This window comes from Pseudoroseomonas cervicalis (assembly GCF_030818485.1).
Taxonomy (GTDB): domain Bacteria; phylum Pseudomonadota; class Alphaproteobacteria; order Acetobacterales; family Acetobacteraceae; genus Pseudoroseomonas; species Pseudoroseomonas cervicalis_A.
The window spans coordinates 1486488-1501723 of the sequence record NZ_JAUTAJ010000004.1 but is presented as its reverse complement, the minus strand read 5'-3'; the positions used below and the strand labels follow the sequence as shown (position 1 = coordinate 1501723).

At 72.4% G+C, this 15236-nt stretch carries 14 protein-coding genes and 1 tRNA gene; 8 read left to right on the top strand and 7 right to left on the bottom strand.

The annotated features are described in order from the left end of the window. Positions 1-9 precede the first annotated feature (9 nt). The 4 genes from QE401_RS10840 to QE401_RS10825 all read right to left on the bottom strand — a co-directional run bounded on the left by QE401_RS10840 (position 10) and on the right by QE401_RS10825 (position 4276). On the bottom strand, positions 10-1422 hold the full coding sequence (locus QE401_RS10840) for an aminotransferase-like domain-containing protein (RefSeq protein ID WP_307138214.1): 1413 nt from the start codon (positions 1420-1422) through the stop codon (positions 10-12). 143 nt (positions 1423-1565) lie between these two features. Then, complete coding sequence (locus QE401_RS10835; protein ID WP_307138213.1) at positions 1566-2855, bottom strand: hydroxymethylglutaryl-CoA reductase, degradative; 1290 nt, start codon at positions 2853-2855, stop codon at positions 1566-1568. Between the two features lie 46 nt (positions 2856-2901). Further along, entirely contained in the window at positions 2902-3882 is a 981-nt protein-coding gene (locus QE401_RS10830; protein WP_307138212.1) for a Bug family tripartite tricarboxylate transporter substrate binding protein, read from the bottom strand. Between the two features lie 319 nt (positions 3883-4201). Further along, positions 4202-4276, bottom strand: a tRNA-Val gene (locus QE401_RS10825). Positions 4277-4479: 203 nt separating this feature from the next. Between QE401_RS10825 and QE401_RS10820 the strand changes: the two genes are divergently transcribed. Continuing rightward, positions 4480-5211 carry a DUF3108 domain-containing protein gene (locus QE401_RS10820; protein ID WP_475638085.1) on the top strand — a complete coding sequence of 244 codons (732 nt, stop codon included), beginning with the start codon at positions 4480-4482 and terminating at the stop codon, positions 5209-5211. A gap of 123 nt (positions 5212-5334) precedes the next feature. On the opposite strand, the gene gph is transcribed toward QE401_RS10820, so the two are convergent. After that, the gene (gph, locus tag QE401_RS10815; protein ID WP_307138211.1) at positions 5335-5985 is read right to left on the bottom strand and encodes a phosphoglycolate phosphatase; all 651 of its coding nucleotides are present in this window, start codon (positions 5983-5985) and stop codon (positions 5335-5337) included. 90 nt (positions 5986-6075) lie between these two features. Here gph and glmU point away from each other — a divergent pair, with 90 nt between their 5' ends. Both glmU and glmS read left to right on the top strand, forming a co-directional pair. Further along, positions 6076-7398, top strand: coding sequence for a bifunctional UDP-N-acetylglucosamine diphosphorylase/glucosamine-1-phosphate N-acetyltransferase GlmU (glmU, locus tag QE401_RS10810; protein ID WP_307138210.1), 1323 nt, complete (start codon positions 6076-6078; stop codon positions 7396-7398). Continuing rightward, positions 7398-9221: a glutamine--fructose-6-phosphate transaminase (isomerizing) gene (gene glmS / locus QE401_RS10805; protein WP_307138209.1), complete on the top strand. Its 1824-nt coding sequence runs from the start codon at positions 7398-7400 to the stop codon at positions 9219-9221. The genes glmU and glmS overlap by 1 nt, the downstream gene beginning before the upstream one ends. A 78-nt stretch (positions 9222-9299) precedes the next feature. Here the strand turns inward: glmS and QE401_RS10800 are convergent, their stop codons facing one another. Next, positions 9300-9980, bottom strand: coding sequence for a FadR/GntR family transcriptional regulator (locus QE401_RS10800; protein WP_307138208.1), 681 nt, complete (start codon positions 9978-9980; stop codon positions 9300-9302). Between the two features lie 64 nt (positions 9981-10044). On the opposite strand from QE401_RS10800, the gene QE401_RS10795 reads away from it, so the two are divergent. After that, entirely contained in the window at positions 10045-10935 is an 891-nt protein-coding gene (locus QE401_RS10795; protein ID WP_307138207.1) for a fumarylacetoacetate hydrolase family protein, read from the top strand. Positions 10936-11047: 112 nt separating this feature from the next. Then, a complete protein-coding gene (locus QE401_RS10790) occupies positions 11048-12028 on the top strand; it encodes a tripartite tricarboxylate transporter substrate binding protein (protein WP_307138206.1) in 981 nt (326 codons plus the stop codon). 36 nt (positions 12029-12064) lie between these two features. On the opposite strand, the gene QE401_RS10785 is transcribed toward QE401_RS10790, so the two are convergent. Continuing rightward, positions 12065-12946 (bottom strand): aldo/keto reductase family oxidoreductase, encoded by an 882-nt coding sequence (locus QE401_RS10785; RefSeq protein ID WP_307138205.1) that lies wholly within the window; start codon positions 12944-12946, stop codon positions 12065-12067. Between the two features lie 93 nt (positions 12947-13039). On the opposite strand from QE401_RS10785, the gene QE401_RS10780 reads away from it, so the two are divergent. The 3 genes from QE401_RS10780 (at position 13040) to QE401_RS10770 (ending at position 15116) form a co-directional block, all read left to right on the top strand. Next, positions 13040-13942, top strand: a complete 903-nt coding sequence (locus QE401_RS10780) for a LysR family transcriptional regulator (RefSeq protein ID WP_307138204.1) — start codon at positions 13040-13042, stop codon at positions 13940-13942. Positions 13943-14123: 181 nt separating this feature from the next. Continuing rightward, a complete protein-coding gene (locus QE401_RS10775; protein WP_307138203.1) occupies positions 14124-14558 on the top strand; it encodes a hypothetical protein in 435 nt (144 codons plus the stop codon). A 129-nt stretch (positions 14559-14687) separates the two neighbouring features. Beyond that, positions 14688-15116: a hypothetical protein gene (locus QE401_RS10770; protein ID WP_307138202.1), complete on the top strand. Its 429-nt coding sequence runs from the start codon at positions 14688-14690 to the stop codon at positions 15114-15116. Positions 15117-15236: the final 120 nt, after the last annotated feature.

Here is a 15236-nt window from a genome sequence, read left to right as displayed (position 1 = left end):
GCCGGCGCCTCAGCGCGCTTCCAGCGCCTGCCGCAGGAAGGCCAGGAAGCGCGGATCATTGGCATAGGCAACATTGACCCGCATGCGGGCCGCCTGGCCCGGCCCGGCCTGTTCCTCGGCGGGGCCGGGGCGGAAGATGGCGCCGGGGGCGAGGAAGATGCCCTGCTCCTGCGCGCGGTGGCAGAGCGCGGCCTCGTCCAGCCCCTCCGGCAGGGGGACCCACAGGTAGAGGCCGCCGCCGCCGGGCCGCGCCACCGGCCAGCCGGCGCTGTCCAGATTGGCCAGCGCCGTGGCGGTGGCGGTGTCGATGCGCTGCCGCAGCCGCCGCAGATGCCGCAGATAGTGCCCGCCCTGGATCAGATGCGCGACAAAACGCTCGGCGAAGCCGGAGGTGGAGACCACCATCAGCATCTTCAGGTCGTTCAGCGCCTGCACCGTCGCGGGCTCCGCCGCCACGAAGCCGACCCGCAGCGAGGCGGAGAGGGTCTTGGAGAAGGTGCCGATATGGATGACGCGGCCAAGCCCGCCCAGGGCCGCCAGCCGCGGCAGGGTCACCGGCAGGATGTCGGCGAAGGGGTCGCATTCGACCAGGGTCACGCCATGCCGCTCGGCGGCCCGCACCACGCGGTGGGCGATGGCGGGGGAGAGGCTGCCGCCGCTCGGGTTGTGGGCGAGGGACTGGGTGAAGAAGGCCTTGGGCCGGTGCGCGGCCAGCAGCGCCTCCAGCGCCTCCGGGTCCGGCCCATCTGCCAGGCGCGGCACACCGAGGGCGCGCACCCGCGCCAGGCGCAGTTTGCCGAAGAGCGGGTAGTAGCCGGGATCGTCCACCAGCACCGTGTCGCCGGGCTCGGTCAGATGGCGGATGACGAGGTCGAGGGCATGGTTGGCGCCGAAGCTCATCAGCACCTGCTCGGCCGAGCAGGAGATGCCGCGCTCGACGAGCGAGAGGGCGATGCGCTCGCGCAGCGGCAGGAAGCCCCAGGAGCTGCCATAGCCATGCTCGACACTGCCGCCGGGGCGCCATTTGCCGCCGGCGAATTGCGCGGCGAGCTCGGAGCCCTCCATCCAGGAGGGGGGCGGGCGGCCATCGCCTGGCCGCACCTCGTGCCGCGCCTCGAGCTGTTCGCGCAGCAGGGAGACGGTGTCGATCGCCTCGGCCAGGTGGGGCGGCAGGCGCGGTCGGGCCGGGCGGGCGAGCTGGGCGGCGAAGTAGCCGGCGCCGCGCCGCGCCTCCAGATGGCCGGAGGCGACCAGGCGCTCATAGGCCTCGGCCATGGTGTTCTTGGAGACGCCGTGATGCGGGGCGGCGGCGCGGATCGAGGCCAGGCGCTCCCCGGGCGCCAGCAGCCCGCGCTCGATGGCGTCGGCCAGGCGCCGGGCGATTTCCTCGACGCGGGTCGCCGGGCGCCCTGGATGCCGCATGTCCAAGCCTGTTGCCTCCCGATCCCGGCCGCATCCTAGACCGGGAACCACTTGGGAGGGATTCCCACTGAAGGCGGGTGCAGGGGACCCTGTCCCCTGCCGGGGGAGTTTGAGGGGGCAGAGCCCCCTCAAGGCCGGTGTCTTCAGACGGTCTCCGCCCCCGCGCGGAGCTTCGCCAGCTCCTCGGCGGCGACATCGCCCCGCACCTGCCGGCGGGCGACGAGGGTGGCGGCGAGCTGCTCCACCTCCTTCCCCACCGCGCCGGCGGCGATGGCGACGTTGTGGGCGTGCAGCGCCATGTGGCCCTGCTGGATGCCGACGGTGGCCAGCGCCTTCATCGCGCCGAAATTCTGCGCCAGTCCGACGGCGGCGATGATGCGCGCCAGCTCGGCGGCGGTCTGCACGCCCAGCACCTTCAGGCAGGCCTGGGCGGTCGGGTGCACCTTGGTGGCGCCGCCCACCAGCCCGACCGGCAGCGGCATTTCCAGCACGCCGGCCAGGTGGCCCTCGGCCGTCACCTCCCAGCGCGTCAGGCTGGTGTAGCGACCGTTGCGGGCGGCATAGGCATGGGCGCCGGCCTCCACCGCGCGGGTGTCGTTGCCGGTGGCCAGCACCACGGCGGAGACGCCGTTCATGATGCCCTTGTTGTGGGTGGCGGCGCGGTAGGGATCGGCCTCGGCGAAGTGGTAGGCGGCGATCATGCCGTCGCGCACCGTCTCGCCGCCGATGGCCGATACCGGCCAGACGGCGCGGGCGCGGGCCAGGCGGCGGTCGGCCAGGTTGGACAGGATGCGCAGGAACACCTTGCCGCCGGTCCAGCCCTCGATCGAGGGGGCCAGGGTCTCGGCCATGGTGTTGACGGTGTTGGCGCCCATGGCGTCGCGGGTGTCGACGATCAGATGCGTCACCACCATCGGCCCGCCCTGGGAGGCGATGACCCGCACCTCGAGATCGCGGAAGCCGCCGCCGAGGCGCACCAGCATCGGGTCGCAGCCATCGCAGATCGCCGCGATCTCCTCCCGCCGCTCCAGGATGCGGATGCGGGCATTCTCCGGGTCCGGCACGCCGACCAGCTGCACCTGGGCGATCATCAGATTGCCGGAGACGGAGGTGGTGAAGCCGCCGCTCTCATAGCATTGCCGCGCCGAGTTGCAGACGGCGGCGACGACGGAGGATTCCTCGGTCGCCATCGGTACCAGCACGTCGCGGCCGTCGACGCGCATATTGGTGGCGATGCCGACCGGGATGGCGATGGTCGAGACGGTGTTCTCGATCATGTGGTCGGCCAGATGCGTGTCGATATTGCCGGCGCGGCGCAGCTGCGCGACGGCGCCCTCGTCGAGATCGGCGAAGGCGGCGACGGCGGCCAGCCGCTCCTCCGGATCCATGCGGTGGAAGCCGGAGATGCGCGAGGTCAGGTTGCTGAGGGACATCGGGGAATCCTGTGGGAGAGCGGGGCGCGGGTCGGGCCTCGGCGCCTCATTCGAGGCGGATATTGGCCTCGCGGATCACGGCGCCCCAGCGTTCGGTGTCGGCGGAGAGCCGCTGGCGCAGTTCGGCGGCGTCGCCGGAGACCAGCTGCACGCCCTGCTCGGCCAGGCGGGCGCGGATCTGCGGGTCGTCGGTGGCGGCGCGCAGCGCGGTGGCGGCGCGGGCGATGACCGGGGCGGGGGTGCCGGCGGGGGCGAAGAGGCCCTGCCAGAAGAACACCTCGAAGCCGGGCAGGATCTCATTGATCGGCGGCAGGTCCGGGTAGTCGGCCAGGCGCTGCGGCGCGGTCACGGACAGGCCGCGGGTGGCGCCGTCACGCAGCGTGGCCGCGGCCTCCTGCGGCGCCTGGAACATGGCCAGCACCCGGCCCGCGCGCAGATCGAGCGCCGCCGGCGCGCCGCCGCGATAGGGGACATGGACGATGTCGATGCCGGTGCGCGCCTTGAACAGCTCCAGGCAGAGATGGCTGACCGCGCCGGTGCCGGGCGAGGCGAAGGTGACCTTGCCGGGATTGGCCTTGGCATAGGCGATCAGCTCGGCGGTGCTGTTCACCGGCAGCGAGGGGTGGACATGCAGGATGAAGGGCGTCTGGAACACCATGCCGATCGGGTCCAGCTCACGCCCCGGATCCTTCGGCGTCAGATTGGGCTGCAGCGTCTGGTTGATGGCCAGCGTCGTGGTGCCCATCACCAGGGTGTAGCCATCCGGGCGGGCGCGGGCGACGGCGGTGGCGGCCAGCGAGGTGGCGGCGCCGGGGCGGTTCTCCACCACCACCGGCACGCCGAGCTCGCGCAGCATGCGGTCGGCGACGGCGCGGGAGGCGAGGTCGGTGACGCCGCCGGGCGGATAGCCCTCGACGATGGTGACGGCGCGGGACGGCCAGGGGCCTTCCTGCGCGCGGGCCAGGCGCGGTGCGTGAAGCAGGGCCGGCAGGCCCAGGCTGCCGGTCAGCAGCATGCGACGGTTCATGGAACGCCCCTCCAGGTTTTTGTCGTTGGAGGGAGAATTGTCCCAGTCGCCGGGCGGGCAGAAGGGACAGTTTATCTGTTTTTTGCTGGGACAGCGCCGCGGCGCCGGGCGCCAGGGGCGGGGCCAGCCGGATGCGGCAGGGAGGCGGCCCCTGGCGATGGCCGAAGAACGCCGTCAGGCACGGCCAAGGGCCGTGTCAGCTCGGGCTGTGCCAGTCTGGTATCGGGCCGGCCTGGATTGTGGATGGTTCTGTCTGCGGCGCGGCCTGTGGCCTGCTGCCGTCCTCCGGGCCAGAGCCCAGGACAATCAAGAACCCCGATGGTGGGTGCGACAGGGATTGAACCTGTGACCCCCGCCGTGTGAAGGCGATGCTCTACCGCTGAGCTACGCACCCATCGGGGTGAGGCGGCTTTTAGGGGAGGGCCAAAGGGCCGTCAAGCGGCTGCGCTGCATTATTCCCCTCTTCCAACAAGGGCATGGCGCCCCCATGTGAGTCCCATGCATCGGCGCCATGTCCGCCCCCTGCTGGCCGTCCTGACGGGTTCCGCCCTGGGCCTGGGGGGGATGGCGCTGCCAGGGCAAGCGCGGGCGGAGCCATTGCGCGCCACCTATGTGGTGCAGGCCGCCGGCATGCAGGTGATGCGGGTGGAGGTGGTGTTCGACCTCTCCGCCCCCGACCGCTACCGCATCGAGAGCAGTTTCCGCTTCACCGGCATGGCCGGCTGGTTCGCCAGCGGCCGGCAGGCCACGCGGGTGGATGGCGTGTGGAATGGCGGCCAGGCGCGGCCGGTGCGCTATGTGGGCGACGGGCTGTGGCGTGGCACGCCACGGCAGACGGTGCTGGAATATCCGCAGGGCCAGCCGGTGGCGCGGCTGATGGTGCCGGAGACCGATCCGGACCGCGAGCCGGTGCCGCCCGCCCTGCAGCAGAACACCGTGGATTCGCTGACCGCCCTGGCGCAGCTGACCCGCAACCTGGCCGCCACCGGCCGCTGCGAGGGCAGCGCCGCCGTGTTCGATGGCCGCCGCCGCGCCGAGTTCCGCGCCGTGACCGAGGGCCGCGACCGGCTGGCCCCCTGGAACCAGGCCTGGCATGGCGAGGCGGTGCGCTGCGGCTTCCAGGCGCGGCAGCTGGCAGGCTTCCGGCATGATGATGGCGCCGAGGCGCGCGAGCCGCAGCAGGGCACCGCCTGGATGGCGCAGCCCGTGCCGGGCGGGCCGGTGCTGCCGGTGCGGGTGGAGATGCCGGGGCGCTGGCTGGGGCGGCTCACGGGGTATCTCGTGGAGATCAAGCCGGCCTGGGAGCAGGCGAGCGCGCCAGCCAGATAAGAATCTTCTTTTTCTGAAGAAAAAGAAGCAAAAAGACTTTGTCAGTTGGCGTCCCGCCTATGGCCTGAAGCGGGACGCCAGCTGAAAGGAGTTTTTTGGTTCTTTTTTTTCAAAAAAGAACGCTTATTTTTCTAGAATCTTCTCCAGCATCTCCGGCAATTCACCGGCGGCCCGCACCACCGGCGCCCCATCCGCCATCTCCGGCAGGCCGTAGCCATAGCCGCAATACACCACGGGCAGCCCGGCGCCGCGCCCGGCGGCGATGTCGTTGTGGTGGTCGCCCACCATCACGGCGCGGGCGGCATCGCCACCGGCCGCCTGAAGGGTGGCCAGCACATGCGCCGGGTCGGGCTTGCGCACCGGGAAGCTGTCGCCACCGCCCAGCGCCGCGAAGCGCCCGGACAGGCCCAGCGCCTCCAGTAGCAGCCGCGCCGCGCGCTCCGGCTTGTTGGTGCAGATGGCCATGGCCCAGCCCCTGGCCTGCAGCCGGTCCAGCGTCTCGGCCATGCCGGGGAAGAGCTTTGTGTCCACCACCGCATTGGCCTCGTAATCGGCAATGAAGGCGGGCAGGGCGGTCGGGTCCGGGGCCAGGCCGCGGGCGGCGAAGCCGCGCTGCAGCAGCATCGCCACCCCGTCGCCGATGAAGCGGGTGACCTCCTCCAGGGTGAAGGGGGGCTGGCCGCGCGCCGCCATCAGGCGGTTCAGGGCGGCGTGGATGTCCGGCCGGCTGTCCACCAGCGTGCCGTCCAGGTCGAAGATCACGGTGCGTTGCATGGAAGCCAGCTTTGCCATGTTTCGTGCGGCAATGCGAAGTGACGCCGTAAGCCCTTGCCCGGATTGGGTGGGTCCGGCACATCCAGCCGCATGTCCGCTGCTGCCATCCTGCTCGCCGCCGGTCTCGGCACCCGCATGAAGAGCCGCCTGCCCAAGGCGCTGCATCCGCTTGCCGGGCGACCGATGCTCAACCACCTGATCGCCGCCTGCGAGGGGGTGTTCGACCGCCTGGTGGTGGTGGTCGGCCCCGACATGCCGGCGCTGGAAAAGGCCGCCGCGCCGCATGTGACCGTGGTGCAGGCCGAGCGCCTGGGCACCGGCCATGCCGCGCTGCAGGCCGCCACGCTGCTCGGCGATTTCCCCGGCGATGTCGCCGTGCTCTATGCCGACAATCCGCTGATCACGCCCGACACGCTGAAGCGCCTGCGCGCCGCGCGGGAGGAGGCCGGGCTGGCCCTGCTGGCGATGCGCCCCGGCGACCCGGCCAAGTATGGCCGCGTGCTGCAGGATGCGGCGGGTGACGTCACCCGCATCGTCGAATGGGCCGATGCGTCGGAGGCCGAGCGCGGCATCGGGCTGTGCAATGCCGGCGTGCTCTGCGCCCCGGCGGCGGATCTGTTCCGCTGGCTGCGCGGCGTGCGCAACGACAACCGCGCCGGCGAATACTATCTGCCCGATGTCGTGCCGCTGGCGGTGGCCGAGGGCCAGCGCGTGCGCGCGGTGGAGGCGCCGGAGGCGGAGCTGCGCGGCATCAACAGCCGTGTCGAGCTGGCCGCCGCCGAGGCCGAGATCCAGGCCCGGCTGCGGCGCGAGGCGATGGAGAATGGCGCCACCCTGATCCAGCCGGAGAGCGTGGTGTTCAGCCATGACACGTGGCTCGGCCGCGACGTGGTGGTGGGGCCGAATGTGGTCTTCGCCCCTGGTGTCACGGTGGAGGATGGCGTCGAGATCCGCGCCTTCTCGCATCTCGAGGGCTGCGTGGTGCGGCAGGGCGCGATCATCGGCCCCTTCGCAAGGCTGCGCCCGGGGACCGATGTCGGCCCACGCGCCCATGTCGGCAATTTCGTCGAGCTGAAGAACGCCGTGCTGGGGGAGGGGGCGAAGGCCAACCATCTCAGCTATCTGGGCGATGCCAGCATCGGCGCCGGCAGCAATATCGGCGCCGGCACCATCACCTGCAATTACGACGGCTTCGGCAAGTTCCGCACCGAGATCGGGGCGGGGGTGTTCGTCGGCTCGCACAGCACGCTGGTGGCGCCGATCCGGCTGGGCGACGGGTCGATGACGGCGGCCGGATCGGTGCTGACCAAGGATGTGGCGGCGGATGCGCTGGCCTTCGCCCGCGCCCGCGCCGTGGAGAAGCCAGGGGGATCGGCCGCCTTCCGCGCCGCCCGCCGCAAGGAGACGAAGTAATGTGCGGCATTGTTGGCGTTGTCGGGCGCGAGGACGCCGCCCCCCGCCTGCTGGAGGCGCTGCGGCGCCTGGAATATCGCGGCTATGACAGCGCCGGCATCGCCACGCTGGTGGATGGCCATATCGAGCGCCGCCGCGCCGAGGGCAAGCTCGGCAACCTGGCCAGCGTGCTGGAGAGCCAGCCGCTGCCCGGCATCACCGGCATCGGCCATACGCGCTGGGCGACGCATGGCAAGCCCACCGAGCGCAACGCGCATCCGCATGCGACGGCCCGCGTCGCCGTCGTCCATAACGGCATCATCGAGAACTTTTCCGAGTTGCGGACGGAGCTGGAGGCCGAGGGTGTCGCCTTCGAGACGGAGACCGACACCGAGATCGTCGCCAAGCTGATCGACCATCTGCTGGAAGGCGGCGCGACGCCGGAGCAGGCGGTCTCCGCGACCCTGAAAAAAATCCATGGCGCCTTCGGCCTGGCGATGGTCTTCGCCGGCCATCCGCGCAAGCTGATCGCCGCGCGGCAGGGCAGCCCGCTGGCCATCGGCTTCGGCGAGGGCGAGATGTTCGTGGGCTCCGACGCGCTGGCGCTGTCGCCGATGACGCGCCGCATCGCCTATCTCGAGGAAGGCGACTGGGCGGTGCTGGACGAGCACTCCGCCCAGTTCTTCGACGCCGAGGACCGGCCCGTCGAGCGGCCGATCAAGCTGACGGCGCTGTCCGGCGCCGCGGTCGGCAAGGGCAATTACCGGCACTTCATGGAGAAGGAGCTGCACGAGCACCCCGTCGTGCTCGGCGACACGCTGCGCCAGTATATCGACCCGGCGAGCCGCGCGGTGGCGCTGCCCGCGCTGCCCTTCGACCCGGCGGTTGTGCCGCGGATTTCCTTCAGCGCCTGCGGCTCGGCCTATCTGGCGGCGCAGGTCGGGCGCTACTGGATCGAGCAGCTCTCGCGCATCCCGGCCGATTCCGACATCGCCAGCGAGCTGCGCTACCGCGACCCGCCGCTGCCCGAGGGCGGTGCCGCCATCCTGGTCAGCCAGTCCGGCGAGACGGCGGACACGCTGGCGGCGCTGCGGCTGCTGAAGCAGCGCGGCCAGCGCGTGCTCTCGGTGGTCAATGTGCCGGAGAGCACCATGGACCGGGAGAGCCATGGCACGCTGCTGACGGTGGCCGGGCCCGAGATCGGCGTGGCCTCGACCAAGGCCTTCACCGCGCAGCTCGCCGTGCTGGCCAGCCTGGCGATCGGCTTCGGCCGGGCGCGCGGCAGCCTCTCGGCGGCCGAGGAGGCGAGGCTGACGGCGGCGCTGCTGGAAGTGCCCTCGCACGCCGCGGCGCTGCTGGAGGATGGGCTGGAGATCCAGGCCATGGCGCGGGAGGTGGCGCAGGCGCGGGACGTGCTGTTCCTCGGCCGTGGCAGCCTCTACCCGATCGCGCTGGAGGGCGCGCTGAAGCTGAAGGAGCTGAGCTACATCCATGCCGAGGGCTATGCCGCCGGCGAGATGAAGCACGGCCCGATCGCGCTGATCGACCCGGCGGTGCCGGTGATCGCGCTCTGCCCCTCCGGCCCGCTTTTCGAGAAGACGGCGTCGAATCTGCAGGAGGCGGCGGCGCGCGGCGGGCGGATCATGGCCTTCACCGATGCGGCCGGCGCGCCGGCGCTGCGCCGCTTCGCCGAGCAGGTGGTGGTGCTGCCCAGCGTCGACCCCTTCGTGGCGCCGATCCTGCACACCATCCCGGTGCAGCTGCTGGCCTATCACGCGGCGGTGCTGCGCGGCACCGATGTGGACCAGCCGCGCAACCTGGCCAAGGCCGTCACGGTCGAATAGCCGCCGGCCCGCCACCGCCGCGACGCCGGGCCTTCCGGCTTCGCGGCGGGCGCGCGCCCTTCGCCGCCGATCCGGCCGCTACTCCCCGGCCATCACCGCCTGGATCAGCAGGAGATGCGCCCGCATCACCAGCCGCGCGCGGTCGCGGTCGCGCCGCTGCAGCGCCTCGACCATCTCATGATGCTGTGCCTGCAGCCGCGCCCGGTGCGCGGGCGTGTCGCCGCGCGCCTTCAGCGCCCCCCAATCGGTGCGCTCCCGCACCCGCGCCAGCGAGCGGCTCATGCCCAGCACGGCCGCATTGTGGGTGGCGACCGCGAAGGCGTCGTGCAGCGCCGCGTCCCAATGCTCGAACTCGGCCAGGGAGGCGGCCTCGTCCGTGCCGCGCAGGCAGGCCTGGATGCGCGCCAGATCCGCCGGTGTCGCGCGCAGCACCGCCAGGCCGATCAGCTCCGGCTCCAGCAGCAGGCGGCATTCCATCACGGCGGCGGGGCTCAGCGCCTCCTCCTCCAGCGCGGCGGGCGGGGGGGCGGTGCGGCGGAAGGTGCCGCGGCCGACATGGCGCTCCACCAGCCCGGCCCGCTCCAGCCCGTCCAGCGCCCGGCGCAGCGTGTTGCGCGCCACGCCATAGGTCTCGCTCAGCGCCCGCTCGGTCGGCAGGCGCGCGCCCTCGGCCCAGGTGCCGGAGAGCAGCTCGCGCTCCAGCAGCGCCTGCAGCCGGGCGGCGGCCGAGGAGTCTTCGGTCTTGACTGGGTCAACCATTGGATGAACCATACTGCGCTATTGGTTCAATGAAAAGCCAAATTGGTATAGGGGATGATCGCCGATGCGCCTGGCCATGCTGCTGATCGAGGGGGTGCCGCAGCCCGTGCGGGTGGATGCGGAGGGGCAGCGCTACTGGCCCCTGGCCGAGCTGGCGCCGGGCCTGCCATCCGACATGGCGGGGGTGATCGCGGCGCTGGCCGGCGGCGCCCGCATCCCGGAGCCCACCGGCCCGGGCCAGGCGCTGCCGGAGGAAAAGCTGCTGGCGCCGCTGCCCAACCCGCCGCGCAACATCTTCTGCGTCGGCAAGAACTACCACGCCCATGCGAAGGAATTCGCCGGCAGCGGCTATGATTCCTCCTCGACCAGTGCCGCGGATGCGGTGCCGAAGGCGCCGATCATCTTCAGCAAGCCCTACACCTCGATCTCCGGCCCCTGGGACGACATCCCGCTCTGGCCCGGCCTGGACCAGGGCGTCGATTACGAGGCGGAGCTCGCCGTGGTGATCGGCCAGGGCGGCCGCAACATCGCCCGCCAGGACGCGCTGCGGCACGTCTTCGGCTACACCCTCGTCAACGACGTCACCGCGCGCGACCTGCAGGGCACGCACAAGCAGTGGCTGCTGGGCAAGGGCATCGACGGCTTCTGCCCGATGGGCCCCTGGATCGTCACCGCCGACGAGATCGGCGCGCGGCCGATGCGCATCACCTGCCAGGTGAATGGCGAGGCGCGGCAGGATGCCTCGACCGCCGACCTGATCTTCGACGTGCCGGAGCTGATCGAGACCATCTCGCGCAGCATGGCGCTGCTGCCGGGCGATGTCATCGCCACCGGCACGCCGGAAGGGGTGGGCATCGGCTTCAGGCCGCCGCGCTTCCTGCGCGAGGGCGATGTCGTCGAATGCGCCATCGAGGGCATCGGCCGCATCCGCAACCGGCTGCGCCGGACGGGCTGAACGGCGCCCGGCCGCGGGCCTGGCGGGAGCCAAATGAGGGAAGGGGGGTCGGAAGCGCGGCGAGAGATCGCGCTCCGCCCCGTCAGGTCCGGACAGGACCAGGAGGAAACAGATGCTGTCTCGTCGAGGGCTGCTGATGGCCGCGGGCGCGGCCGGTCTCGCGCCGCAGGGCGCGCGGGCGCAGGGGAGCTGGCCCAGCCGGCCGGTGCAGATGGTGGTGGCCTTCCCGCCCGGCGGGCAGGCCGATGTCGCGGCCAGGCCCGTCGCCGCCGCGCTGGAGCGCATCTTCGGCCAGGCGGTGCCGGTGGTGAACCGCCCCGGCGCCGGCGGCATCCTGGGCAGCGCCAGCGTGGCCCGCGCCGCGCCGGATGGCTACACGGCGCTGATGGCGCTCTCCTCGCTCGGCGTGCTGCCGGAGAGCGAGCGCATCATGGGCCGCAGCCCCGCCTACACCATGGAGCAGCTGGTGCCGGTGGCGCGCATCACCGCCGACCCCACCGTGCTGCTGGTGCCGGCCAGCGCGCCCTGGAAGACCCTGGCCGAGTTCGTCGACGCCGCCAGGGCGCGGCCGGGCTCCATCACCTATGGCTCGGCCGGCAACTACTCCACTTTGCATGTGGCGATGGCGATGCTGACCGGCGCGGCGTCGATCGACCTGCTGCATGTGCCCTTCCAGGGCGGTGGCCCGGCGCTGACGGCGCTGCTCTCCGGCACCATCGAGGCGCTGGCCTCCGGCCCCGGCCCGGCGCTGCCGCATGTGAAGGAAGGCCGGCTGCGGGCGCTGGCCTGCTGGGGGCGGGAGCGCATCGCCGGCTTCGAGGAGGTGCCGACCTTCATCGAGCGCGGCTTCCCCGAGGTCGAGTTCTACATCTGGTCGGGCGTTTTCCTCCCCGTGGCCACCCCCGCCCCGGTGCTGGAGCGCTGGGGCCAGGCGCTGCGCACCGCCTGCGCCGAGGATGCGGCGCTGCGCCGCGCGCTGGAGGCGGCGGGCAGCCCGCTGGCCTATCAGGACAGCGCCGATTTCGCCCGCTTCGTCGCGGCGGACACGCAGCGCCTGACCCGCGCCGTGCAGCGGATCGGCCGGGTGGAGTGAGCAGGCGCGGGCGGGGCCGGCCCCGCCCGCCCGGCCTCAGGACCCGGTGCCGGTGGCGCCGATGCCCTCCAGCACCGGCAGCACCGCCTCCGGCAGGACCAGCTCGGCCGCCGCCAGATTCTCCCGCAGATGCGCGACCGAAGAGGTGCCCGGGATCAGCAGGATATTGGGCGCGCGGCGCAGCAGCCAGGCCAGCGCCACCTGCATCGGCGTGGCGCCGAGCTGCCGCGCCACCCCGGACAGCGCCGAGGATTGCAGCGGGCTGAAGCCGCCCAGCGGGAAGAAGGGCACATAGGCGATGCCCTGCCGCGCCAGATCGTCGATCAGCGCATCATCGCCCCGATGCGCCAGGTTGTACTGGTTCTGCACGCAGACGATCTCGCAGATGCCCTGGCCCTGCGCGAGCTGCGCGGCGGTGACGTTGCTCAGCCCGATATGGCGGATCTTGCCCTGGCGCTGCAGCTCGGCCAGCGCGGTCAGCGGCGCCTCGATCGAGCCCTCGGCCGGGCCGTGCACATCGAACATGATGCGCAGATTGACCACCTCCAGCACATCCAGGCCGAGATTCTTCAGGTTGTCCTCCACCGCCCGGATCAGGTCGGCGGCGCCGATGGCCGGCAGCCAGGCGGCCTTGTCGTCGCGCACCGCGCCGACCTTGGTCACCAGGGTGAGATTCCCGGGATAGGGAGAAAGCGCCTCGCGGATCAGCCGGTTGGTGACGTGCGGCCCGTAGAAATCGCTGGTGTCGATATGGTCCACCCCGGCGGCGACGGCCTCGCGCAGCACGGCCAGCGCCGCTTCCCGGTCGCGCGGCGGGCCGAAGACGCCGGGGCCGGCCAGCTGCATGGCGCCATAGCCCAGGCGGTGCACCGGGCGGCTGCCCAGGCGATAGGTACCGGCGCGGTCGATGCGGGTCATGCTGGTTCTCCTCTGCGATGGGTCCGATCTAGGCCGCTTGGCCGGGCGCGATAATCGGGCACAATCCGCACGGGCTGTGCGGGATGGCGGACAATGGCGGCGGATCTCAACGACCTGAACGCCTTCCTGGCCGTGGCGCGGGCAGGGGGCTTCCGCGACGCGGCACGGCAGCTCGGCGCCAGCCCCTCCGGCGTCAGCGAGGCGGTGCGGCGGCTGGAGGCCGCGCTTGGCGTGCGCCTGCTGCACCGGACCACCCGCAGCGTGGGGCCGACCGAGGCCGGGGCGCGGCTGCTGGAGCGGCTGGGCCCGGCCCTGGGCGAGGTCGAGGCGGCGCTCGACGTGGTCAATCTGTTCCGCGACCGGCCGGCGGGCACGCTGCGGCTGAATGTGCCGGTCAGCGCGGCGCGGCTGGTGCTGCCGCGCATCGTGCCCAGCTTCCTGGCCGCCTATCCCGAGATCCAGCTGGAGGTGACGGCGGAGGATGGCTTTGTCGACCTGCTCGGCGCCGGCTGCGATGCGGGCATCCGCTATGATGAGCGGCTGGAGCAGGACATGATCGCCGTGCCGATCGGGCCGCGGGTGCAGCGCTACGCGCTGGCCGCCGCGCCGGCGCTGCTGCGGCGGCATGGCATGCCCGGCCATCCGCGCGACTTGCTGGACTATCCCTGCCTGCGCGGCCGCTTCAGCAGCGGCGCCATGATGGTGTGGGAGTTCGAGCGCGGCCGGGAGCTGGTGCGGGTGGAGCCGCGCGGGCCGCTGCTGGTGGGCATCGGCGGCGCCACCGACCTGGCGGTGGAGGCGGCGCTGGCCGGCACCGGGATGATCTACCTGTTCGAGGCCTGGCTGCAGCCGCATCTCGACAGCGGCGCGCTGCTGCCGGTGCTGGAGCCCTGGTGGCAGTCCTTTTCCGGCCCTTTCCTGTATTATCCGGGGCGGCGGCTGGTGCCGGCGCCGCTGCGGGCCTTCATCGACTTCATCCGCGCCCAGCCCGCCTGACGCCGCGCTGGGCACCGCGCTTCACGCCTCCTTGCGGGTGTGGACGGTAACCTTGGCGGGCATGCGGCCCTGTGACGCAACCGAAGCGGCACAGGATCGCTTGGCAGAGGGACCGATGCAGGCGCATATTGCACTGCACCATACGCCCCCCGCCCGCGCGACGATTGCGGAGTTCTCCCCGATGCCCTGGACCAGCCGCGCCCGCACCGAATTCATGGCCCGCCGCTACCTCGCCAGCCGGGGCGGGGCGCCGATGGTGGAGGATCCGCTGAACATCGCCCTGCCGCGGCTGCGGCAGGAGGTGGCGCTGTGCCAGCGCCTGGCGCGGCTCGACCTGATCATCGCGCTGGTGCTGGTGATGGCGGCGCTCAGCGTCATCCTCACCGCCTGGCTGGCGCCGCTGCATGGCGGCATCGTCACCGTGCTGCTCTGGCTGCATGCGGTGCCGCTGCTGGGGCTCGGCGCCGTGGTCTGGGGCGCCATCATGCTGGAGAAGACGACCCCGCGCTGGGTGGTCTCCCGCCGCATCGCCCGCGCCTTGCAGGCCGGCGCCTGGCTGGAGGCGCTGGACCTCGCCGTGCACGGCCTGCCGGCCCCCGGCGGCCAGCCGGCCTGAGCGGCCCCGCCCGGCAATTCCTGCCGGGCAGATCCTGCCGCACCCGGCCGGCAACGCCTTTCCTTTCAAGGGCCTGGCCGTGGCACCCCGCTTGCAGGCCCCTCGGCGATCCGCAGCGAGGAGGCCCGCATGTCCCTCTCCATCCTGTCCGGCCTGGCGGTCGGGGTTCTGCAACGCGTCTCCGCCCAGCAGCTGAACATCACTAGCGCCAGCCCGAACAAGCCCGAGGAGGGCCGGCAAGGGCAGGGCGCCAGCGCCGCCACCGCCGCGCCGGTGCTGGGCAGCCTGCCGCGCCTGGCGGAGGGCAGCCTCTCCGGCCTGCTGCAGCTGCAGGGCGGCCAGGCCAAGCCGGCGGACGACTCGGAGGGTAGCGCCCTGCGCGCGGCGCCGCCCCCCGCCGCCGGGGAGAGCGACACCGCGGCCCTGGCCGAGCCCGCCGCCGGCGCGCCCGACTCGGCCAGCGCGGCGCTGCGCCAGCAGCGGCAGGAGGCGCTGGCGGCGGCGCTCTCCGCCTATGCCGGCAGCGGCCGGGGCGGCAGCGGCGGCATGCTCGCCTGACAATCCGACACGCCACCGCCCCGGGGCCGCGCAAGCGGCCGTGCGGTGGGCTGACAGCGGCGCGGGGGCTGCCTAACTTTCACCGACCAGACGGAACGCCGCATCGGGCGGACCGCCGCA